At 48.3% G+C, this 22779-nt stretch carries 17 protein-coding genes and 1 pseudogene; 1 reads left to right on the forward strand and 17 read right to left on the reverse strand.

Annotated elements, in window-relative coordinates:
* Window positions 1-256: 256 nt before the first annotated feature.
* From ACO0KV_RS15935 to ACO0KV_RS15995, 13 genes are all read right to left on the reverse strand, one after another.
* Window positions 257-1078, reverse strand: coding sequence for a hypothetical protein (locus tag ACO0KV_RS15935; RefSeq protein WP_423043773.1), 822 nt, complete (start codon window positions 1076-1078; stop codon window positions 257-259).
* 70 nt (window positions 1079-1148) lie between these two features.
* Window positions 1149-2486: an aldehyde dehydrogenase family protein gene (locus ACO0KV_RS15940; RefSeq protein ID WP_423043775.1), complete on the reverse strand. Its 1338-nt coding sequence runs from the start codon at window positions 2484-2486 to the stop codon at window positions 1149-1151.
* A gap of 144 nt (window positions 2487-2630) precedes the next feature.
* The gene (locus ACO0KV_RS15945; RefSeq protein WP_423043776.1) at window positions 2631-3308 is read right to left on the reverse strand and encodes a type 1 glutamine amidotransferase domain-containing protein; all 678 of its coding nucleotides are present in this window, start codon (window positions 3306-3308) and stop codon (window positions 2631-2633) included.
* A gap of 96 nt (window positions 3309-3404) precedes the next feature.
* Window positions 3405-4469 (reverse strand): alkene reductase, encoded by a 1065-nt coding sequence (locus ACO0KV_RS15950; RefSeq protein WP_423043778.1) that lies wholly within the window; start codon window positions 4467-4469, stop codon window positions 3405-3407.
* Between the two features lie 543 nt (window positions 4470-5012).
* The gene (locus ACO0KV_RS15955) at window positions 5013-5606 is read right to left on the reverse strand and encodes a TetR/AcrR family transcriptional regulator (RefSeq protein WP_423043780.1); all 594 of its coding nucleotides are present in this window, start codon (window positions 5604-5606) and stop codon (window positions 5013-5015) included.
* An 88-nt stretch (window positions 5607-5694) separates the two neighbouring features.
* Window positions 5695-5937, reverse strand: coding sequence for a hypothetical protein (locus tag ACO0KV_RS15960; RefSeq protein ID WP_423043782.1), 243 nt, complete (start codon window positions 5935-5937; stop codon window positions 5695-5697).
* Between the two features lie 455 nt (window positions 5938-6392).
* Window positions 6393-8117: an MASE3 domain-containing protein gene (locus ACO0KV_RS15965; RefSeq protein ID WP_423043784.1), complete on the reverse strand. Its 1725-nt coding sequence runs from the start codon at window positions 8115-8117 to the stop codon at window positions 6393-6395.
* A 41-nt stretch (window positions 8118-8158) separates the two neighbouring features.
* A complete protein-coding gene (locus ACO0KV_RS15970; RefSeq protein WP_423043786.1) occupies window positions 8159-10390 on the reverse strand; it encodes a diguanylate cyclase domain-containing protein in 2232 nt (743 codons plus the stop codon).
* A complete protein-coding gene (locus tag ACO0KV_RS15975) occupies window positions 10387-11694 on the reverse strand; it encodes an ABC transporter substrate-binding protein (protein ID WP_423043788.1) in 1308 nt (435 codons plus the stop codon). Before ACO0KV_RS15975 ends, ACO0KV_RS15970 begins: the two co-directional genes overlap by 4 nt.
* 616 nt (window positions 11695-12310) lie before the next feature.
* Entirely contained in the window at window positions 12311-14110 is a 1800-nt protein-coding gene (locus ACO0KV_RS15980; protein WP_423043790.1) for an amidase, read from the reverse strand.
* Window positions 14111-14269: 159 nt separating this feature from the next.
* Entirely contained in the window at window positions 14270-15268 is a 999-nt protein-coding gene (locus ACO0KV_RS15985; protein WP_423043792.1) for an NAD(P)H-dependent flavin oxidoreductase, read from the reverse strand.
* A 100-nt stretch (window positions 15269-15368) separates the two neighbouring features.
* Window positions 15369-16298: an amidohydrolase family protein gene (locus tag ACO0KV_RS15990; RefSeq protein WP_423043794.1), complete on the reverse strand. Its 930-nt coding sequence runs from the start codon at window positions 16296-16298 to the stop codon at window positions 15369-15371.
* A gap of 68 nt (window positions 16299-16366) precedes the next feature.
* Complete coding sequence (locus tag ACO0KV_RS15995; protein WP_423043796.1) at window positions 16367-17587, reverse strand: MFS transporter; 1221 nt, start codon at window positions 17585-17587, stop codon at window positions 16367-16369.
* Between the two features lie 266 nt (window positions 17588-17853).
* Here ACO0KV_RS15995 and ACO0KV_RS16000 point away from each other — a divergent pair, with 266 nt between their 5' ends.
* On the forward strand, window positions 17854-18579 hold the full coding sequence (locus tag ACO0KV_RS16000; RefSeq protein ID WP_423043797.1) for a GntR family transcriptional regulator: 726 nt from the start codon (window positions 17854-17856) through the stop codon (window positions 18577-18579).
* Window positions 18580-18647: 68 nt separating this feature from the next.
* Here ACO0KV_RS16000 and ACO0KV_RS16005 read toward each other — a convergent pair whose 3' ends face one another.
* From ACO0KV_RS16005 to ACO0KV_RS16020, 4 genes and pseudogenes are all read right to left on the reverse strand, one after another.
* Window positions 18648-19922, reverse strand: a complete 1275-nt coding sequence (locus ACO0KV_RS16005) for a M48 family metalloprotease (protein WP_423043799.1) — start codon at window positions 19920-19922, stop codon at window positions 18648-18650.
* A gap of 35 nt (window positions 19923-19957) precedes the next feature.
* Window positions 19958-20617, reverse strand: a complete 660-nt coding sequence (locus ACO0KV_RS16010; protein ID WP_423043800.1) for a hypothetical protein — start codon at window positions 20615-20617, stop codon at window positions 19958-19960.
* A 16-nt stretch (window positions 20618-20633) separates the two neighbouring features.
* Window positions 20634-22442 (reverse strand): hypothetical protein, encoded by a 1809-nt coding sequence (locus ACO0KV_RS16015; protein ID WP_423043802.1) that lies wholly within the window; start codon window positions 22440-22442, stop codon window positions 20634-20636.
* A gap of 231 nt (window positions 22443-22673) precedes the next feature.
* Window positions 22674-22779: pseudogene (locus tag ACO0KV_RS16020) on the reverse strand (IS5/IS1182 family transposase); the annotation flags it as partial.

Below are 22779 nucleotides of genomic sequence, written 5' to 3' on the forward strand. Positions count from 1 at the left end.
TTGAGCTACTCAAATAAAAAAGCACCCATGGGTGCTTTAAGGCGAGGTATGAATATGGCAATAGCCATAAAAATTGAGCTGCAATGTATGCGGAGTTGGTCCTCAAACAATATCAATCTTAAATATCTCAGACCATTAAACCGTCTTTTTCAGTCACACTAGGGATGGGTTGAAAATAATTTGTGTGATGCATGGCGACGGCCAGTCGCCATGCATCACATTAGATCGCGCAGGCAAAAGCAGCACTAAAGGTTGTTCATAATTCAAATAAAACGTCGCTACGTATGATGTACTTAACGCCGCGGTTGATCGGCTCTGAGCTATGGATGCAGTGCAAGGGGTGACTGCCATGCGGAAAACACAAAATGCTACCGGCAGGGGTGCGGATATCGACTTCTTTTACCGGATCGCCGCGTCGGGCCGGTTGGTGTGGCTGCGCGGCATTGACTAAAAAGCGCGTGGCGCCGCCGTCAAAATCTTCACTCAGAAAAATCAGGAAAGTCATTTGACTATAACGATCCGGATAGGCGTTCGCTATTAATTGTTCACCAATCACGCGGCTGCCTGGCCAAGAACCATCGGAGTGCGGCTTGAAATAATCGTCTTGATGATAACGATAAAAGCGAAAACGCGCGTTGATGCCTAACGCGGCATTATCCTGGAATGTATCGCCGGCCTTCGTCATCAGATGCGCGACCCGTTGCCAGATCAAGCCGTCGGTCTGTTCATCCACCACCCAGGTCAAGCTATCGTTATGCCGGATATGACGCGGTAGAGAAACTGCCGCGTCAGGCAAAAAGCCTAGCGTTTCGCTAATAGCGATCAACCGCTGGCACTCATCATGCGACAAGACATTGAGCAACTGAAACGCTGCGGGCACTTGCTCCAGATCGCGCCGTATCACCGCAGCGGGCACAGGCGCCGCAGCCGCTAGTTGGGCCAGATTAGCCCGCTTTGAGGCCCAGGTAGGCAGCGAAGGATTTTCTGCTCCAGCTTCATAGGCGGCGACAAAAAAATCGTCTTTCGTCACACCGGAACTTGCTTCGTTCATCAATTCGACATTCAATACTTTGCTCATTGTTCACTTCTTTTCTGTCATGAATTTTATCAATACGAACGGCAATCCGACTGCCGTTCGTCGCATCAGCTTAGCCGCTGATCACGCGTACCTGAGCAAACTGGCGATGCCCGGCCGCTGAGCCATGAAAGCCAAAACCACTTTGCTTGGCACCGACCCAGGGTGCGTCGCCCGAGCCGCCGACACCTTGATTGATGCCTATCATTCCGGCGTCCAGTTGTTGCGCAACCTGATTGGCTGTGGCGCGGCCAAACACCACGGCACCCAGGCCATAGCGACTGTCATTGGCACGCTGTATGGCCTGCTCGATGTGCTCAAAATGCGCAATGACAACCACAGGACCGAAGGTTTCATCCTGTTCTAGCAGCATCTCGCGACTCAGCCCGCTGATCACGGTAGGCTGAATAAACGGCAGCGGATAATCATCGCTACCGAGTAAAAAGCGAGCGCCCTTGGCTCTGGCATCCTTTAGCTGTCGCAACACCTGCTGATGCTGCGCCGGATTGGCGAGCGGGCCAATATTCACTCTGGCCTGATCCCACGGCCCAACTTGGTATTGGCGTGCATAGGTCAGAACTTTGCTTTCAAATTCTGCAGCGATACGGGCATCGACATAAATACGTTCAGTCGACGTGCACATTTGCCCTGCATTTTCAAATGCGCTGGCAACCGCAAACCGGGCCGCCGCATCAAGATCGGCATCAGCCATCACGATCATCGGATCATTCCCGCCCAGTTCCATGACCAACCGCTTCAAGCCAGAAGCGGCATTGGCCATGATGTGCTTGCCTGCCTCTATTGAGCCGGTAAACGCGATCATATTGATATCGGCCTGAACTAGGGCCTGGCCGGTCGTTTCATCACCGTGGGCAATTTGTAGCAAGCCAGGCGGCAATACCCGATTCAAGCCATTGACGAATTCCTCGGCGACCAGGGGCGTCTGCTCCGACGGTTTCAGGATCACGGCATTACCGGCCATCAGTGCCGGTACTAACAGATTATTGGCCATCGCCAAAGGGTAATTCCAAGGCGAGATCACCGCCACCACGCCTAGTGGCCGATACTGTAATTCGCCATGGCGACCCAAGGGTTCGGGCGCCAGCGCTGCGGCAATTTCTTGTGTGAAATACGCAGCGCTTTGTATCGTACCGCCAGCCTCGTAGCTAGCGCGGCGCAAGTCTTTGCCCATCTCGCGGCTGATGAGTCTTGCCAGCTTGTCTTGTAGCGGCACAAGTTGTTGATAGGCCAGCGTCAGTTGTTGTTGACGCGCAGCCAGCGACAGTGCGGCCCAAGGGGTTTGCGCCAGTCGGGCTTGCGCTACCATAGGCGCAATCTCGGATGCTTCAGTAATAGCGACGTCGCCGACAACCTCTTGGTTATACGGGTCGTAAGAACTTAATCGTGACATGGATAGATTTCTAGAGTGACGCACAGCGCGTCTAATATGACAGCAGGCATATTGCTGGAGGAAAGACCTCGTCTTGATGCGCCTTGCAGCCCTAAAATGGCTGGTAAGGCGCATCAGCTATGCCGATACGCTGAAGGGGGTAAATTAAGCTAACAGCGCCATCAGCGCATGTGCCGCTGGTTCTGAGGAGGCTGGATTTTGACCAGTAACCAGTAAGCCATCGGTAATCACATACGGCTGCCAGTCTGCCACTTTTGAATACACGCCGCCATTTGCCGCAAGCATGTCTTCTACCAGAAACGGCACGACCTTGGTCAAGCCAACGGCTTCTTCTTCAGTATTGGTAAAGCCGGTCACCTTCTTACCATTCACCACAGAGTTGCCATCTGCACCTTTAGGATGGCGTAACACTGCTGGGGCATGACAGACCGCCGCTACTGGTTTGCCAGCTGCCAGCATCGTTTCGATCAGGGCAATAGACGACGCATCTTCCGCCAAATCCCACAATGGACCATGGCCACCAGGGTAAAACACCGCATCAAAATCATCTGCAGCGATGTCATTTAATGTCAGCGTCGTTGCCAGTACCGCCTGCGCCGCTGTATCTGCCTTAAAGCGCAAGGTTGCTGCGGTTTGCGAACTAGGATCATCGCTCTTAGGGTCCAGCGGTGGCTGTCCACCCAATGGGGATGCGACGGTAATCGTCACGCCAGCGTCTTTAAAAACGTAGTAAGGGGCGGCGAACTCTTCGAGCCAGAAACCGGTTTTTTCACCCGTGTTGCCGAGTTTGTCGTGTGAGGTCAAAACCATTAATATTTTCATGCTAAATCCTTGTGGTTAGTAGATGGGTGCAGCGCGAGACTGTCGCTGCGCACCCTGATAAATTTCATTCATCTTGATAAGTTTAATTACGCGCAATTAAGCAGCGAGCATGCTGGGGTAATCGGTGTAACCTTTTGCGCCGGAGGTATAAAACGTCGCTTGATCAGGAACGTTCATTGCCACGCCCGCTTTAACACGTGCCGGAAAATCCGGATTGGCCAAAAAGCCTGTGCCAAACGCGACCGCATCCAGCTTATTGGCGCGTATCGCCGCTTCCGCTTCATCGCTGCTATAGCCCATATTGCCAATCAACACACCCTTATAATGGGCTCGTGCCACAGACATGACATCACCAGTCTGAATCTGGAAGAAATCGGCACGCATTAAATGCAGGTAAGCGAGATTAAAATCATTTAAGCGGGTCGCCAAAAATTCTGTCAGAGCGATAGGGTCACTGTCTTTCATACTGTTGAAACTATTGAGAGGTGACAAGCGCAGCCCAATGCGCTCCGAGCCGATCGCCGCGCTAACGGCAGTCAGCACTTCAAACAGAAAACGTGCGCGGTTTTCCATAGAGCCACCATAGCTGTCAGTACGCTGGTTGGCGCTATCACGCAAGAACTGGTCAATCAGGTAGCCGTTGGCGCCGTGTACTTCTACGCCATCAAAACCTGCCGCTATCGCACTTTTAGCGGCATTGGCAAAAGCGTGCACCACACCGGCAATTTCAGCCGTCGTTAAGGCGCGCGGGACGGCGTGCGGCACTTTCCCGTCGAGGGTCTGGATCTCACCTTCTATCGCGATTGCGCTTGGTGCCAGATTGGCCGCGCCATGATTAATCGCTGGATGAGCGGCACGACCTGCGTGCCAGATTTGCATAACGATCTTACCGCCCTTGGCGTGCACTGCCTCGGTAATTTTTTTCCATGCAGCCACTTGTTCAGGTGTGTAGATGCCAGGTTCTGCGATAAATGCCGACGTATCCGGCGCGATCATCGTGCATTCGGTGATGATCAGTCCAGCACTAGCGCGCTGGGCGTAATATTCCGCCATCAAGTCATTGGGTATGTGGCTAAGACCAGCGCGTGCGCGCGTCAATGGCGCCATCAGCATGCGATTCGCCAGGTTCAGAGCGCCAGCTTTAAGTGAGGTAAATAACATCGTGTTTCCTTCTAGTGGGGGTTATGAATAATCAAGAGTTCGATACAGCAGTTGGTGCGTCAACCGGACGCGAACCAAGCGTGATCTGACGATTGATACGGTAATGTTGCGAGTTCTTAGTTGATATCATTTCGAGCCATTGATTGGCATGGATGTTGGCTCGATCTCGGTACCAAAGACGATACGGGTAGGATTATAGAATTCACTCTTTCGCATACGCCTCTCTCTTTATTTCCAATAAAAATTAAATTAGACCGGTCGTCTATATTCAAGCGAAAAAAATGAGCGAATTTTATGTCTTCACCCTCTTCTTTTGATGCATTAATCACCGTATCAATGAATCATTTAATGAAACAGGCAATGAGTCATCCGCTCCGCTTAGTTTTTTACTTCTGCATACTACCGCATAGTTATTGTCACTTCATTACGACATTGCCATCTTTTTCTTACTATTTCCTATTACTGCGTATTTCTGCCATCAACTTGCCATCCAATGATGCTCAACGCCAATTTAGCGCGCTAATCACGTAGCACTTCGTAGTTTCAGGAATGCAGATTTAATATCTTGAGCGTAGCGATCATGGCGCCTTCCATCGCGCTGCGGTCGCGCCGCATCTTGGTCAACAGGGTCGCCCCTAGCCACATCTCATACAGGGTTTCGGCCGTATGTTGGGCATCCAACTCGCCGTCCAATGAACCATCAGACAGTCCGGCGCTAATGCAATCGGCCAAGCGTGCAATGATCTGATCGGTACCCTGATGCAGAGCCAATCGCATCGCTTCGGACAAATCAGACACCTCGCCAGCGAGTTTAACCGCCAAACATTTGCCATGCATGTCTTCGCTAGACTGAGACTCCAACCAACCACTCCAGTAACGCATCAACCGTTGGGCTGCAGGCATTTCCTGCTTACTCAGCAACTGGTCGAGATACGCCAGATAATCAGCGAAGTAACTCTCCAGCAAAGCTTCACCAAACAATTCCTTGGATTTGAAGTAATGATAGAAAGAGCCTTTAGGCACGGCAGCGGCAGTCAAGACCTCATTCAAGCCAACCACGGAAAAACCTTTTCCGAGGATGATGGGCTTGGCGGTATCAAGTATGTGCTGCCTGACATTGGTGCGTGGAGTATTCATGAAACGAACTATAAAACAAATTAGACCAGTCGTCTAGTATTATTTTTAGTTGCCTGGACTTATACTTTCTTTCAACGCCTTGCGATCATCAGTAGGTCAAGTCCAAACCGAGTTTTGTGGCAAAGACGAAGGTGAAGATCCCCAAGGCCAATAGCGATAGCGCGAAGACGGCGACCACTTTGCCACCCGCGCGGAGCACCGCGCGCGTCTCCTTTTCCTTATCCTCTTCCTTCTTCCCTTGATCGTAATGCCACTTGATGGCGAAGAACATACCCGTGCCGAGCACGAGAACCTTAAACGTTACGAAGACTACAGGGACCCAATCCATCATTTTTGTATTTCCAGGCTATCATTGACACGAGCTATCGTGAGGAGCACCACCTTAAAACGCTGCTTCGGCAGTTTCATTTTATTCAAACCATCCCCTCAGACATCCTGCATGCATCTTTCATTACATCTACCGATGAAATCAGAAGAGCATCCAGCGGCGTGATTTGCGGAATACAGATAGATGAAAAAGGAGAAAACGTCAGCGACTGCCATCCAAGGATGGTGCTGCTGTACGCCCTGATACATTCTACTTCAAAGCAATTTCCGTATATCGAGACAAACTGTCTCAGTTATCAACCATGCAAGATAAAGAGTTGCCGTTCTGGCTGCTGCGATTGGCCCGAGTCGTTGCGCGCTGCTGTGGTTTAACGATCCAAAAGGCACTGCGCTCCATCCAAGATTTTTTTGGATAAGGAATTGACGAATATCGTTCATCCCAATACTGACAGGGGGCGATCATAGTTCACCGGGAGGGCACTGTGGCAACGAGACAAGGAATCGTGTTCCACTGCCGAGTATTGAATTGACGCTGATATTTCCAGCCAACACAGAGGTAGTGATGCGATGACAGATTGCCAGCCCTAATCCTGATCCCCCCTTACCTAATTTGGTCGTAAAAAAAGGATCAAAAATGTGTGACAAGGTCGTCGTATTCATTCCGATCCCATCATCATCCACCGTCATATCCACGTTTCCATTTTCTACTCTCGCTGCGATAACGATATGCCCTTGTAGTCGTCCTTCGAAAGCGTGCAAAACGGCGTTTTGAATCAGGTTCACAATAACCTGCGCCAACGAACCGGGGAAGCTATTACATTCAATACCAGCCGGTATTTCGTTACTGATCGCCCACGGCAGGTTTTTAAATTCAGGACGAAGTATGGCTAAAGTGGCTTCAACATTATCACGCAAATCAAAAATTCGACGGCGCTCCGATATCTGGTCAATCGCGACCTGCTTAAAGCTGGTGATGAGCGTTGCCGCCCGATTGATCGATTGATCACACAGTTGCGCCATTTCGCCTGCGGCTCTTTGCCAATTTATCAGATCTGAGCGCCTCAAGGAATCATGTTGCAAGATGATCTTTAATTGATCCAACTGATTGATCAGACTAGACGACATCAATACAGCGTTTCCTAGCGGTGTATTGAGCTCATGTGAAACACCGGCGACCAACGAACCGAGCGCGGCAATTTTTTCATTTTGAATGAGATCGTTTTGTACGCGTTTAAGTTCAACATTCGTTTTCTCTAGCGTGTTATTTGCCTGCTTCAAATCTTCAGTCCGTACAATAATCCGCTCTTCTAGTTCACCATTTATTTGCACCAACAGCTGCTCTGTTTTTTTTAGTTTTTTATAGGGCTCTTCGATCACATCGACAACAATCGCCCGATACACTAGTAAATAAGCAATCACTTTATAAATGTGCCCGAGCATATTGTAGCTACCCTGCATTGTTGAATAAAGTGTAAAGAAGAATTCACTCATGGCCATGACGCATACCACCTGAAATAGCAAAACAATATTGAACGTTTGTGGTTGAGCTATCTTAGTCAAAAGTACCGCTGCGCTGGCTACGTTAATCGCAATAATAATGTATTCAAATTTCTTCTTAAAATCGGTGAGGCCTTGTCCTTCAATGAAAACGGTTGGGAACCACTCTTGATGAAATAGCAGGGCCCATATAAATGCAGAAACGAATACGCTCAGAGATATAAAAATGAAGTTCCGAGAGATGAATGGATCTATTGGCTTCCAACCACGAACGGAAACGATCAGCAGAACAATCGCTGCCAAGAGGCGCGATAGTAACCAAAAATAAATATGTTTTTGCGAGTCATTCGACGAAATGAAATCCGGCATGCCGACATAGGACACTGTATGAAAAAAGTCCAATCCACCAATAAAAAAGAACGCGCAAGAGAGCAGTGCCACATTTCCAACTAGTCTTTCGCCATATGAATTCCATCCGACAATAAATACCATTCCAGAAATGACAATTGATATCAATTCTAATAATGTATGAAGAGACAGGTAATAACGGACTACATTGTGATTTGACCAAGCAGGCAAAATATAAGCAAACAACTGAACGAAAAAAAGTATCAGTAGGAAAATAATTGCACGTTTTATTTCGCTCTTAAAACTTGGATCAGCCCATGAACGCTCAATTGCTTTCATTTAAATATTTCTCAAAAGTGTCTCAATATGGCCTTGTCGGGTTAGAAATAAAGCCCACGCGCATTGAATGCCTCATGGGTCTGAGTATCAAAGAAACGTAACGCATTTCTCCCCGATTTCTTAACCTGATACATGGCAATATCACCCTGTCTGAGTAGATCTTCTGCACTTTGTTGTGTGCCATTAAACAGAGTGATACCGACGCTTGCACTAATTTGATATTGATGACCAACCAATTGATATGATTGGCTCAGAACCTCAAGTATCTTATTCCCAACGATCTCTGTTTGAGCTGCGGCGTCAAAAGGGGTTTCGCTTAAATTTTCTAGCATGACAATGAATTCATCGCCCCCAATTCTCGCAACGGTATCTACATCTCGCACGCAGAGCTGAAGGCGTTGCGCTGCCTGTCTTAAAAGCATATCACCGGCGTCGTGACCAAGTGTATCGTTGATGGTCTTGAAATGATCAAGATCAATAAACATGATCGCGCCATAACGTCCATTGCGTTCACTTGTGGGCAATGCCCTGTGAAGACGGTCCAGTAGGAGTCGGCGGTTTGGCAGTTGCGTTAGCGGATCATGCGTAGCGAGTGATTCCAACATGGCATTCATTTCAGCCAGTTGAACATTTGCCGCATTGAGTTCAGAGCGTGACAAATTTAATTCAGTGATATCCCGTCCCACGCTCATGACCGAGATGATGTTGCCTTTCGCATCGAATTCAGGCGTCATTCTGATATGGCTACAATTCTCTTTTCCATTTTCAGCGGTCCATCGCAGTTCAAAAACGTCTTTGTTGCCAGTAGCAATGACTTCTCTGATTTTTTCTTCATAAATTTCGCCGTTCAATCCACCCGGTGATTCGGTAGGTTTTGTCCCCAACAACGACTGCGATTCCTCTGAAAATAGAGGATCAAACGTGGGATTGACGAAAATACGCCGACACTCAAGGTCGAATCGTACGATAGTATCGGGAGAATTTTCGATCAGCGTGCGCGACTCCTGTTCGCTCGCTGCAAGCGCTGCGGTACGCTCAATGATTTTCTGTTCAAGCGTCGCATTGATTTCATTGATGTGCGCGATCTTCTGATGGACGATGTCGTTCATTACCGTAAAGCTGAGTGACAGCTTAGTGAGTTCGTCCTTGCCTTCAGCATTTTTGAGACTAACGTAGTTTGTACTAGAAGTTGCAGGACTTACAAGGCTACCGGATTCATCCATCCTCCTCATCAGCGCTTTGAGTGGTCTCGAAATACTGTTGGCGATAATCGTACCCAGGGCAATGGCAAACAAGAAACACAGCACGCCAATTAACGCTATCTTGTTGCGCACCGTTTGTATTTCTGCGATCAGCCGACTTTTTGGAATCGTATTGATTACTAACCAAGAGGTGTCAGGAATAGTTGCATAAGCGGCGACATATTGCTCGCGATTGCCGTCTTTAAAGGTGATGAAGCCGCTTTCCGCACCGCGTTTTAGGTCACTTGCCATGCTCTTGAGCATGGCCGAGGCGTTCGCTCTATTGTCAACATTGATTTGCTGCGTCTCAGGAGGCCCAACAACGATCTTGCCAGTGCTTGAATCAACAATGTAAATAGCGGCGCCGCCCCCAAGATCGACGTTATCAAAGATTGCCGCAAAATGGGCCGGATTGATGGCCAGAAAAATTGCACCAATGATCTCATTGTTGTTTTTACTGATGATATTACGCACCATGCCAATATTTTCCTGACCTACGCCGTTATCATAACTTCCCCATTGAGGATGGCCGAGCGATGGCGATGCGTTGTTAATAAACTGTGCGACACCACTCGTCAACTGAGCGAATACCTGTGTGTCAACCACTCGATGGTATTTATCGAGAAAATACTTCTGATTGATATAGCTAATCGCGCCATATTCTTCGAGCAACGCTTGAGTAAGATCGCGCCGCGCAGCAATGCTCTCAGCCTCATTTTGATCAGCAAAAGCGGTCAATGCATGTTGTACCTGGTTCGAAAAAACGAGACTCGCGCTCTCGTTATCAATCTGCACCATTCTGAGCTTAATATTTTTCGACACCTGCTTTACGACTTCGGTGGAAAAAATGCGTGTCTTTGTTTCTATTGCATTGTCTGAATCGACGTAGGCGATATAGCCGGAAATTAACAACGGCAGTAATGACAACAATACGAAAGCACTGATTAAACGATACCGGATTTCAATCCGCCTAAGCTGGAACATCAGTATGTGGTCATACCAGCGACTTGGTAGATTGAAGTTAAATCTCATTTGTAGTGCATTTTCGCTTCATGTTTGATCGATGCGTCCAACGTTGTCGCCGCCTGTCGGGGAGTTACTTTTTTGAGCAAGACATCCTGTATGAGCGGATGTAGATTATCGATCGTATTTGCAGGAAGGAAGGAATAGTATAGACCGATTGTGACTGGATAACTACGCACCTTGCTCGTATAGGCATCTAACTGGGGTTCGCTGAATCCTTGCGCTGATTCTTGTTTAAATGGTGAAATGTTGTGACGCTTTTTCTGAAGCTCAACAAAACCTGGACCTGCAATAAAATCAAGAAAACGCAATGCAGCAGTCTTGTTGGCTGTTTCACATACGGCAAAGCCAGTTTCGCTACCGATGACCGGTACGACGGTTTTACCTGGATCATTCCAAGGGGGAATGAATACGCCAGTCTGAAAATTTTTACCGTGCATCAGACGGCCAGAAGCCCAGCTGCCCTGAAAGGCCATTGCGACTTTACCCTCGGTAAATAGATTGATTCCCTCATCATAGTTGGTGCTCATATATCCACTTTGGGCGTAGCCTTCCTCAACAATCTGCAACATGCGGGAGAAAATTTTGGAGACTTGGGGAGTATTCAGATTCAACGTGCCGTCTGCCATTTTCTCTCTCCATGCCGGCTCGCTCGCAGCAACATTATTGCCAAAGCCAAAGCTAAATGGACCATTGCCCAGCATATTTGGAAAGCCGCCATTCCAAACAATAGGAGTGAAACCTGCGCGCTTGAGTTGCTGGCATACAATCAGAAATTCCTTGAAATCAGTCGGCAACCGACTAATGCCAGCCTTTGCAAATATGTCTTTATTGTAATACATCAGCGTCGTTGCTATCCCGCCGGATATACCGAACTGCTTTTTTGTTGGCGACCTCCACTCTGCTTTGAGATTATCCAGCATACTATTCCAGGCGGTACTCTGGCCAACATCCGCCAATACACCAAGATCAGCCAGCTCCCTCGCATAAGAATTCGGGTTAATTGAAATCAGGTCAGGCAAATTACCAGAGGCAACTCTAGGTTTGATATTTTGTTCGACTGAATCGCCGATCATGAACTGTACGTTGATACGAATATCTGGATTGCGCTGATTGAATTCATCGGCGATGTGCAGCATCTGCTCAGGCCAATCGGGAGCCCATATTAAAGCAGTGACGGTGGTCCGTTGCGGAACCGTCAACTTATTAGACATACTGCCATGTTGATCGCATCCGGATAGGGCAACCAACCACAGAGCCACTGCTACGCCGACAACGAGACCAAATGGAATTTTAAAGAAAATTCGATGCATAACCGCTTCCAATTTTTGTTCTATAAAACTGCCATGTTCTTGGTGTTATTACATCAATCAATAGTCGATGATCAATAAGCAAGTACCAAGGTATTCAAATCTGACGTGACTCTATACAACCCTACCTATGAAGAATCGCGTTCGCTCTTGCTATGCATTGAATTTTACCTAGGTGAAAATTACTTAAAAAAATCCACTCAAACTTATCGGCCGCTCATCCGCTCTGTTGACTCGCGCCTACTATGGATGGTTCTGTGGCGATAACCAACGATAACAAAGTTTGACACTGTTGATTCTCGCACAAATTGAATCAAAAGAACACGTCATAAGCTACGCTGACGAATGCGTTCGACCATCAGATGCTTATCAAATTTTAAACAAATATCATTGAAATTGAAGGGTGAACTCGGATCGGAGAAATCGCGCTTTGCACTTACAGATCCGTGTCTCGATGGTGCGGCGCCATTCAAGGACCAGCAAGTATATAGAGGGGAGTACTGTCAGGTTCTCACTCTTTTTTATTTTTTTTGTGCTTTTTGGCGGCACCGCCAGTAGCTTGGTAGGAACGTGATAGGCCGCCAAGCTATGTTGACGGCCTATTGACTATCGTGCGTTTTTAAAACCCTGGCGGATGCTCACCTGCCACACCAACATGTCGCTCTAATGCCACGCCAACCCTTGCAATGGTGCCTTCATCGAACAAACGTCCAATCAAGGTAACGCCATAAGGCACCCTTCTTGGTGGGGAAAATGTAGGTAACGGATGTGCAGGATCGGGGGCCCAATCACTCCGCGCTTCAGACACAGACACGGAACCCGTGCGTAAAGTCAGTGAAGGATGGCCGGTGTTATTCGAAATGACCAACATCTCATCGCGCAATGACGGCACCAGCAGTAGATCTACCTCACCAAAGATCCTTGCCATTTCGACTGCAACCTTACGGCGCATCCGGTCAGCTTGCACAAAATCGACTGCGGATAAGAAACGGGCACTACGGAAGACATTCGGCCAGGCGTCGGGTACTTGTGCCTTCAATTGATCGACGCGATGATCGATCGTCAGCTCTTCAAAGGCGGCGGCGCCCTCAGCGAACAGAATGACGTTCAATGCATCATACGACCAGTCAGGCAAGGTAACCGGTGTGGGAATCATACCAAGGTCTTTGATTGCCTTTAGGGCAGCTCTATCGATTTCGTTCGCTGGTTCTTCATTCATCCAGTTGGGGAAATAACCCACTTTCAAACCGCGTACTGGTGCGCTTGCATCAAATGCCAATGTGGCAGGGACACTGGCAAGATCACCCGCATCAGGACCAGAAATTGCCTGCAATACCAACATGGCATCTTCGACCGAGCGCGTCATCGGGCCAAGTTTATCAAGCGACCAGCAGAGTGTCATGGCGCCTGTTCTTGGTACACGACCATAGGTCGGACGCAAGCCAGTAACACCACAGCGCATACTGGGGCTCACAATACTACCGCCGGTCTCGCTACCGATAGAAAATGCAACCAACCCCGCAGCGGTCGCCGAGCCTGGTCCAGCGCTCGAACCAGAGGCTCCCTCTTCCGGCAACCATGGATTCATGGTTTGTCCGCCAAACCAAACATCATTTAACGCCAGCGCACCAAGGCTCAGTTTAGCGATCAAGACCGCGCCTGCCTGGTTCAATCGCTGTACAACGGCCGAGTCCTTGGCTGGAATACGGTGACGGAATGGTTCTGCACCGTAGGTCGTGGCGATACCAGCGGTATCGAGCAGATCTTTGACGCCATACGGAATTCCGTGCAGCGGCCCGCGATATTTGCCGGCAGCGATTTCGCGATCTGCTTGCTGCGCTTGCGCCATCGCGTGCTCTGCTGTGACGGTAATCACGCAACGTAGCGTGGGATTGAAACGCGCAATACGGTCGAGATATATATGCGTCAAGCGCTCAGAACTCAATTGTCGACGTTGAATCCAGCGCGACAACTGACTAACTGGTGCGAAGGCAATCTCTCTATCGCTGACAGGCAAAGGAGCACCATCAAATTGACTACGCACGAACTGGTCTTTTGCCGAGGTAATTTTAATGCCAGGCAAAACCGGATTCCATTGCGTTGCCGGTACGTCTGTACTCTCCAGTGTTGTCTTGCGGGGGCCAGTCCGGCGCTCTAACATGCCCGCCATTAAGCTGCGCCAACTTTCACTCGCCATACGACGCTCCGCTTCAGAGAGCTGTACCTGCATCAGTTTCTCGGCTTCGAGAAACGTGCCAGTCGATACCTCGGGACCAAAGGCGGGAGCATTGCCAAACACAGGTGGTGCGCCTGCCGGCGTTACGCCAGTAGGCGCTACTTGAGCACTCACCCGATCAGCGCTGGCAACCGCCAGCACGCCCATCGGTGCTTTGATCAAAAATTGACGACGCTTCATCATTGATGTTGTCCTTTATGCTTAATGAAAAAGATAAGTGACTTGTTGTTGGTTGCAGACTCTTATCCTGTATCAGGGGAACGGCGTGATTACCCGAGGTGAAACAGGATGATTCTACCTAATATATTTATTTCGCGTCCTGACACACCAAAACGGCCTAGTTCAACGCAGCATTAACGTCGTTGCTTGCTGGTGAATTCTTGCAATCAGTTCTGCCGCACCTGGGTAATCGTGAAGAAGCCCGACGGCTTCTCCGACGGTGACGTGGGCGCGAGTGAAGTCGGCAGCGGCAACACCAGCGTCATACGCGCGTTGTGCTGGCTCGGGGGAGCAGATCAATTCTGGGATGCGGGGTTCCCACTGTTGATGCAATTGATTGCGTAACGCGCGGAAGTTAAAAACAGGAGGCCAGTTTTTTCGTCGGAGAATGTCAAAAATGATCGAACGCGCGGTGTCGTCGCCATTGGCGTTGAGGGCCTCATTTACGGCAGCCTGACTAGCGAGACTTTCGCGGGTGGCCCAGAAGCGGGTGCCGATCAACACGCCATCCGCCCCCAGCATTAAGGCAGCGGCTAGGCCTCGGCCATCAGCAATACCGCCCGCCGCTAACAGTAGAGTGGACGGCGATTGTTGTTGTAAGAGATCTGCTATTTCCGGAACCAAGCTAAACGTAGAGCGGCCATCCATACTATTCATACCATGACCACCTGCCTCGATGCCCTGCGCGACGATAACGCTGGCGCCAGCCTCTAGGCACTCACTGAGCTGTTGTGTTCGCTGAATCTGACAAATCAGCGGGATGCCACGTTGGGCAATTCTTGCTGCATAGGGACGCGGATCGCCAAACGACAACATCAACGCGGCTGGGGTATGCGGCTGATCTAACAGCCAATCCAGCGCGCTGGCATCTTCATCCAGCCGCCAAGTAATAAAGCCGCAACCGAATCGACTTAAGGCGCCTGAACGTTGCTGCAGCAATGAGAGCGCCAGCGCATGTTCTTTTTGTACCCAGACTAAGTCACCGTAACCGCCGCCCAATAAACCCAAGGTTCCCGCATCCGCGCAGGCGGCTGTCAGTGCACCACCAGATGCCATCGCCATCGGGGCAAGGGCTATCGGTGAATGCAAGCCAAAACAAGTGCTGAAACGCGTCGTAAGCATGGAGCAACCTCATGAGCGGGAAAAGATCGGTATATTCTAAAGAAAGGCGGCGTTACTTGCCATGTTAATCGTCCTATCTGCTGCTCATTGCCTCGCCACATCACACCGGAAAACCAAATAACCTTGCAGGTACATCGACCAACACCTGCTGACGATCTCGTGCTTCTGGCAACCATTGATTGAGTAATTGTCGCTGATCGGCGTAAAAGGCGGTACGTTCAAATAGGGTATGCGGCCAATCACTGCCCCAGACCAGCTGTTTAAGGCCATAGGTCTCGCGCAGTAAAGGCATCGCCTGCAAAGCGACTTGCTGACCACGACCGTTGGCGCCGTTTCTGTATGCACCAGATAACTTAATCCATACCTTGCCACTTGCTCCCTGTTTGAGCAAATAGTTGAATCCCGGATCGTCGACACCAAGCTGAGGGTCCGGACGGCCAAAATGATCAACCACAACGTCAATACCGGCATCGACTAAGGGATCAATGATGGGCTGCAGTCCATGGGCAAGTTGGTGGACCTCGACTTGCCAATTGCGCAGACGCAGTTGTTTGAGTAACCCACGCCACGCTGGGGATGCAAAATCAGGGGTAGGCAAGCCAACTTGATTAAGACGAATACCAACCACACCTGCGGCTTGCAGCAAATCGAGTTGGGCCACACTGATAGAGGGATCAACAACAGCAATCCCCCGCAAGCGATCTGGATATTGACGTAAGGCCTCGACCATATAGCTATTGTCGGTTCCCAAAAAACTAGGTTGCACTAACACGCCATGGGTCATGCCATTGGCATGTAACGTCTTCCAATAATCGTCAGGTGACGCATCATAGCCGGATGGAGCACGTCGCCGGTCTGGCATGGACAGACTGCGCAAAAAAACGTGCGCATGACAATCCACCGCCATCAATGATGCAGTTGTGGTGGCCTCGACGGCAGGCAAGATACCTGTACAGGCGGTCAGCGAGGCAACGCCTGCACTTGCTCCGGTAGCGATCAGTGACATAGTAAATTCTCGTCTGGTCAACATAATTACGGCTCCTCAATACTCCGATCTGCCATCCATATAGCGCAGGAGCAGATCTTCGTTTAGGTTTATTAGGTCAGTTGTCGGCCTGATGTTTCAGGCAGGAACATCACGGTCAGTACCACGATACCGTAGGCAATACCAGCATCAATACCGATAGCCTGTCCGAGTGGCATGGACTTGCTCATATACCCAACCAATACCGGAAACCCCGCTGAAGCAATACGTCCAAAGTTGTAGCAAAAGCCGACACCTGTCCCTCGGATGTGGGCGGGATACAGTTCATTAAATAAAGCCCCAAGACTAGCTGGAATACCCGCGGCAAAAAACCCTAACGGAAACCCAAGGAACAACATCTCTAAGTCTGTCAGCGGCAAGAGCAGATAGACGCACACAGTAATGGTGCTGCAAATCGCAAACAGCGCGACATTATGGCGACGGCCAATGCGATCAATCAGCATCGAGCTGGCCATACAACCACACCAGAATGCAACGATAATCACGGCGAGATAACCACCGGTACTCAAGACCGATAAATGGCGCTCGGTTTTTAGATAGGTAGGCAGCCAAGTCATCAGCGCGTAGTAGCCACCGTGCGCGCCCATCCCCAAAAGTGCGCCAAGCAATGTAATTTTGAGGACGTCTGGTCCAAAGATGCCGACTAGTGGGATTTTTTCTGCAGAAGCTTGCTCGACGACGGGTTTTGCAGGCTCAGGGATTGATCGTCTGACATACACGACCAATAATGCTGGAATCAACCCCACCATGAACATGACGCGTAATGCTGTTTCAGGTGCGAGCATGTAAAACAGTCCCGTATAAATCAGTACAGAAGCACCCCAGCCGACAGCCCATGCACTCTGCACGGTTGCCATCACTTTACCGCGATGTTCGCTACGGATGGTTTCTGCCATCAGCACTGCGCCCGCCGCCCATTCGCCACCGAAGCCAAAGCCCTGTAGCGCCTTGAGAACAAGTAACTGTGGGAAAGATTGTGCAAACGCGCACAAGAAGGTAAAAACAGAGAACCAGAGGATCGTGAGTTGGAGCGTACGTACACGACCAATACGATCAGAGACAGTACCTGCGACCCAACCACCCAAAGAAGACGCGACCAGCGTCACACCACTGATCAATCCGGCTTCCGTTTTATCAATGCCGAAGACCGCAATGAGCGTTGGAATAGCCAACGTGAACATCTGCACATCAAGAGCATCAAGCCCCCAGCCGCTAAAGCACGCCCAGAAGGTTTTTCTTTCGAGCGAAGATACCTGTCGATACCACTTAAACATGTGTTGTCTCCTGAATCGATGCACATCCCCCGCCGGTTATCAGCGTAGCCCGCACCTGAATTACATCTGGATTGTTTTTGGTTTTCGCCTGATCAGTCGGAACGAAGTTGAATCAGGAAGAAACGATTTTATTTTAAACATATAGTCATATATATGTTTACATGAAAGGTAACGCGATATCTGAATGCTGTCAACAAAAGAGTTAATCTGGACGAGAATCGGGCTTCAGGTTACAGTGTCAAACATATAATCATCCATATGTCACTATGAATCAACCTGATCACCGTCTGCCCCTCTATCATCGTTTGCGCGATGACATGATAGAAAAAATCACCACCCGTGAATGGCAGCCAGATACCGCCATCCCGACTGAGGCTGAGTTGACCAAGACGTATCAGGTCGCCATTGGCACCGTCCGTAAAGCCGTAGAAACGTTGGTTGCTGATGGCCTGCTAGTGCGTTTGCAAGGACGTGGCACATTTGTACGCCGCCCTGATTTCAACGCCTCCTTATTCCGTTTCTTCCGTCATCAAACTGAAGGTACCGCAAGCAGCGTCCCAGAGGGCCGTATTCTGCACCGCTCACTGAGCGTAGCACCGGATGAGGTGGCGAGCGCGCTGGGACTGGGCAAACGGGCCAAAGCAATTCGCCTTGATCGTCTACGACTGGTCGATAATGCACCTGTTTTGCTGGAAGAAATCTGGTTACCGCATGCACCGTTTACTGCACTCATGCAAATTGATTTACCAGATTTTGGAGATTTACTGTACCCCTTGTATGAAGAAAAATGCGGCCATACTGTCGCGTCGGCACAAGAAACACTGACCGTAGAATCGGCCAATCAAGATGTCGCGCAACAATTAGCGATGGACGTCGGGCAACCTGTGATCGTGATCGATCGTCTTGCGCTTGGCTATGACAAGCAAGCACTGGAATGGCGGCGCTCGCGTGGTCCGGCAGACAAGTTCAGGTATCAGGTTGATATACGGTGAACAAGTTTGTCGGCTCAGTCTATAGCACCGCTTTATTTTTGTTGGTCACTCTTTATAAAATCTGAACCCTAGATATAAATCGCATTAATCGTTACCTGGAAATTTTCTTTTCTTCTTCGGGTATTTGGATGACGTTCCATCACCCCATCACCTAAATATTTAAGATGCTTCAATAACACGAAATCTTTTGAGTCGTCAGGAATCTCAGGCACGATAGGACCAAGTCGTTGCTCTACTTTTACCAATTTTTCCTGCATCTTTTTTTTGCTAGGCGTTTTCACTTTCATCAATTGAAGTGCACAGCTGTCGGCCTGCAATTCTTGTTGCTCTGAATAGTTCACTAACATGTTCTTGAAGGCAGATGCATAGCTTAAAGCAGCTGCTGGGCTAGCTCCGGAAAAATTAGATAGTAACTTTCTGAAGTTATCGATTGAATCGATTCCATCTGCTAATTGTGCCTGATACGCGCGGGTTTGATGGCGCTGAAGAACATGAGAGACTTCATGAGCAATAACAAAATATTGCCACTCATCGGATACACCCTTTTTAAACAAATCCATATCCACTAAGATAATCCCACCTGGCAAGGCAGTCGCATTAGTAAAGCTTGTTTTAACGACCTTAATTGAAAAATCATACGGATTATTATCGGGAATATTTTTTAAAATATCTTCCAAAATGGCTCGCGACTTCGCGTAAGCCATTCGAATTTCTTTATTTTTATTTTCGTCTAGCACATCGTCCTGAGACACTTTGCTCTCACCAATTTGCTTTTCAAACGCCATCGGTAACCAATTTAAATTCCTCGCCGCTAATTTAACGATATCTTTGATAGCGAGTGGCTGCTGACCATTCTTCGTCATACTATCGGTAAAGTTTTTTAATTTGAGTTTGGCGGCAAGAATTCCAAGCGATGTCAGGTTATCTGTAATACCGAACGGTTGTATCGGTTGCTTACACATAGGATCAAGCACGACATTGGACACGTTTGACCAGGTATCGATGTCAATAATGCTAAACGCGTTTGGAGACGATGTCGCTGAAGTAGCCGAAGAAGAAGCAGATGCACTCGCCTCCGATTTCTCCTCACCTTCCTTCGATTTTGATGAAGCGCTCCCAGAAAAAAAATTGCCAATCGATTTGAACAGTGAGGGCGATTCCGACTGCGGCTTGCCCTCTGCGCTTTCCTGCTTTACGGGCAGATCTACCTTGGCCTGGTCCTGGCCACTATGAGCAGACGACAACAACATCAGTGCAATCAAACCGACGCCGATCTTCAATACAGGCCCACTTGAAAAAGAAACTAATCGGCTTTTTTTTGTGTTGAGTGGAAAGTGCTTCATAGATAGTTACCAAAGAAAAAGAATAAGTTGCGGGTTTACGGTTTTTTTACACTTCGCAATGCAGCCAAAATAAGGTCACGATTAAAGTAACAATCCGCCTCTTCAAAAATTGCCGCCTGATAAATCGCTTTGACATCCGCAGAAAAATCCTGCGTCTCTAGTTCTGTCAGTTTGTTGTTAATTTCTTGTAGTTCGTCAGTGTCAGGAATAGTAAAACTACCGCGATAAGACTCTTTACGTGTCACGAGCACCCAGCTGAAACTACTTCCCGCTTTCATCTTTTCGAGCAGTAAAGGTTGGCCTGCAACATATTGCGGTAACTTGACAAGTTTGCCGTTGTCATCATCCTTAATGGTCAGACTCACGAGTCCTTCCTGAATCACCGTACTTACATCAAACGGTACCTTGTCAGCGATCGCAAATACCTTACCAGTCGGCGTGCCAACTGGTGGCGGTGTCTCGAAGCGCTTACCACCTGTCGATTTGGTATCAAGCAACGCCAGCCACACCGTCTTAAGTGATTTGGCGGATAAACCTTTGACGGTCTTACAGGCATTCGTTTTTGAGAGCTCTTTGGACAAGGTTTCTGTTCTAGGAGAATTGGCTTGTTGTGGCGGGAGTTGACACTCTTGCGCATAGGCCGAACTGACACACGTAGTCATGACCAACAAAGTCAATGCAATATTTTTTTTCATACGTTTTGCATCCATCTTAAAAGTGAAATAAATTGCCGAGAAAGATAAAGTTCATACCGAGCAAAATAATGAGCCAAAAAGACAGTCCACGCAGCCAACCGAAGACATAGCCCAGACGAACGGCCCAACTCATATATTGTTTGTATTGCTGCTCCGGCGTGGCATTGGGAATGATTTTGAACGGCAAAAGCTTCTCCAACCAGTGCCGAACATGTATCCAAGAGAAATCTCTTTTCTCAAGAAGGGTCAATTTTTTTCGATGATGCCATTTCTCAATGGCGATGACGAAGCAACCGAAAATAAAACTGACATACAAACCAACAATGAGAAATCCGAAGGTTGCACCGGCAATAGAAGCGAAATCAAGCCATTCGCTATAGATTGCACCCGTTAATAGCGTAGACAAGCTCACAATCACGATGCCGGACCGTTTAAAGCGCATCCCTAAACGATGTTTTTCTTTATCCGTCTCACGAATAATTTCTGCTTTTTCAGCACCTTCTTTTTTTTCTTTATGCTCTTCCAACAGCCGTTGAATTTGTTCGATTGGTGCTGAGACAAAGCCATCAAAAAGAATCGATATCGCCATCAACAGGGGGGCCAACATAAAATGAAATTTCAGAAAGATAAACTCAGCGGCAAAGATAAAATAAAGCACTAACAACAGATAAACCAAAATGAAAGCGATAATCACGCCAGTACCTATTGCCGTACGCAAATGGCCTTTGCTTATTTCATGGATATGTATGTCAAATCTAGTCGCCATGACGTAGCCGCTCCAGAATTGGCCAACCACCCACGCAAAACAAAATGCAATACCCATATCCACTAACAAACCTATCGATGGTGTTAGTTTATCGATAGGGTATTCCAGACTGATAAGCTGAGCACCATGGATGATGACACCCGCCAACTTACCTAGGGGCGTGAGATATTTATCTTCTTTATCAGCATCAAACCCGAACAGTACTGGGTTCTGTTCCCACTGAGTACTATCGCTAAAATCCTGGCTACCAATATCAATCACCGCGAGATGACTCTGGACTGCTGAGAAGTTAATCGGTGAGGTTTCGTATTTTGTGCTCTCCTTCTTCTCATCCTCCTTTTGCAACCAAGGATTTTCAGCAGCAGTCGGTGCTTCTTTTACCAACTTACAAGCGTAGTCATTAAAACCCTCATGCAACTGCTCTGCGAATCGCGTCTGAAGAATCTCCTCTTCGCCAACAAATCGTTCATTCACGAGGCCCAACGATTTATCAAGAACGCCATCGCCAAAATGCACACCGTTAGTACATCGCTGCAACATCCAGGTATGTTTAATATTCTTCAGCGCCCCGTTGACGGCAAGTGGAGTGAGGATCACCAGTCGCTTCGATTCCTGATCCAACAACGCATCTAGGGATTCCTGACAAGCGAAGTCACTCGCGTTCGCCTTCGCTAAGGGCGACAGGTCAAAATCGATCGCTAGGCGTTGCGTTCCTTTAGCGAGAATCGCTGCAATGTCCTGCCGCAAAACGCAGCGGTCTAAGGGGCTTTTTTCGCTATAGTGACTAACGAAGCGTTCTTCACTTAGCGTAACGACGATTGGTGTATGGCTATCGATAGTGACATCGATAGAAGAGTTCTGGGCCGCCATTCCAGCGACCAATAACCAGGAAAATTTAGAAAAAATTGTTAAGATATCAAAATGCTCAAAAATCGCCGCCAGCGATGCACTGAACAATACGGATTTCCATTGCTCACTAACAAAGTCAACAACGTTTTTGAAAAATTTCGTGATACGTAAATGTAGAAATTTTTCTATGATTTCGCTTTTTTTTAGCATTTTTAGTTTCACAAAAGAACATTGCCAGCTGACATGTAAAGTGCATTTTTTTCTTCTCTGGCGTATCAAAGTCACATTGCCAAAGCAAATTTGCAACCGCGGCAATTGCTTTTTCTCACCTGTTTGTGCCTCTACCTGCGCACAAACAGCATGAAATCATACTCAAAAACACTTACATCTTTTTACAATTTTATTAAAAAATAACTAATTTTTATTAGGGCGTGTTGACATTTATTTTAACCAAAGCATCGAAGCTGCAATTGCCACAAATGAAGCAAATCGTTCAGCGAGTTTGTCGTATCGCGTTGCAACCCGCCTAAATTGTTTGATGTGAGCA

Origin of the sequence: Undibacterium sp. RuRC25W (assembly GCF_049339825.1) — a bacterium.
Taxonomy (GTDB): Bacteria; Pseudomonadota; Gammaproteobacteria; order Burkholderiales; family Burkholderiaceae_D; genus Undibacterium.

Excerpts from the sequence above, each read along its gene's own strand:
- ACO0KV_RS15935 (WP_423043773.1), bottom strand. The coding sequence starts at position 1,078 with ATGAGCAAAGTATTGAATGTCGAATTGATGAACGAAGCAAGTTCCGGT.
- ACO0KV_RS15940 (WP_423043775.1), bottom strand. The coding sequence starts at position 2,486 with ATGTCACGATTAAGTTCTTACGACCCGTATAACCAAGAGGTTGTCGGC.
- ACO0KV_RS15945 (WP_423043776.1), bottom strand. The coding sequence starts at position 3,308 with ATGAAAATATTAATGGTTTTGACCTCACACGACAAACTCGGCAACACG.
- ACO0KV_RS15950 (WP_423043778.1), bottom strand. The coding sequence starts at position 4,469 with ATGTTATTTACCTCACTTAAAGCTGGCGCTCTGAACCTGGCGAATCGC.
- ACO0KV_RS15955 (WP_423043780.1), bottom strand. The coding sequence starts at position 5,606 with ATGAATACTCCACGCACCAATGTCAGGCAGCACATACTTGATACCGCC.
- ACO0KV_RS15960 (WP_423043782.1), bottom strand. The coding sequence starts at position 5,937 with ATGATGGATTGGGTCCCTGTAGTCTTCGTAACGTTTAAGGTTCTCGTG.
- ACO0KV_RS15965 (WP_423043784.1), bottom strand. The coding sequence starts at position 8,117 with ATGAAAGCAATTGAGCGTTCATGGGCTGATCCAAGTTTTAAGAGCGAA.
- ACO0KV_RS15970 (WP_423043786.1), bottom strand. The coding sequence starts at position 10,390 with ATGAGATTTAACTTCAATCTACCAAGTCGCTGGTATGACCACATACTG.
- ACO0KV_RS15975 (WP_423043788.1), bottom strand. The coding sequence starts at position 11,694 with ATGCATCGAATTTTCTTTAAAATTCCATTTGGTCTCGTTGTCGGCGTA.
- ACO0KV_RS15980 (WP_423043790.1), bottom strand. The coding sequence starts at position 14,110 with ATGATGAAGCGTCGTCAATTTTTGATCAAAGCACCGATGGGCGTGCTG.
- ACO0KV_RS15985 (WP_423043792.1), bottom strand. The coding sequence starts at position 15,268 with ATGCTTACGACGCGTTTCAGCACTTGTTTTGGCTTGCATTCACCGATA.
- ACO0KV_RS15990 (WP_423043794.1), bottom strand. The coding sequence starts at position 16,298 with ATGTTGACCAGACGAGAATTTACTATGTCACTGATCGCTACCGGAGCA.
- ACO0KV_RS15995 (WP_423043796.1), bottom strand. The coding sequence starts at position 17,587 with ATGTTTAAGTGGTATCGACAGGTATCTTCGCTCGAAAGAAAAACCTTC.
- ACO0KV_RS16000 (WP_423043797.1), top strand. The coding sequence starts at position 17,854 with ATGAATCAACCTGATCACCGTCTGCCCCTCTATCATCGTTTGCGCGAT.
- ACO0KV_RS16005 (WP_423043799.1), bottom strand. The coding sequence starts at position 19,922 with ATGAAGCACTTTCCACTCAACACAAAAAAAAGCCGATTAGTTTCTTTT.
- ACO0KV_RS16010 (WP_423043800.1), bottom strand. The coding sequence starts at position 20,617 with ATGAAAAAAAATATTGCATTGACTTTGTTGGTCATGACTACGTGTGTC.
- ACO0KV_RS16015 (WP_423043802.1), bottom strand. The coding sequence starts at position 22,442 with ATGCTAAAAAAAAGCGAAATCATAGAAAAATTTCTACATTTACGTATC.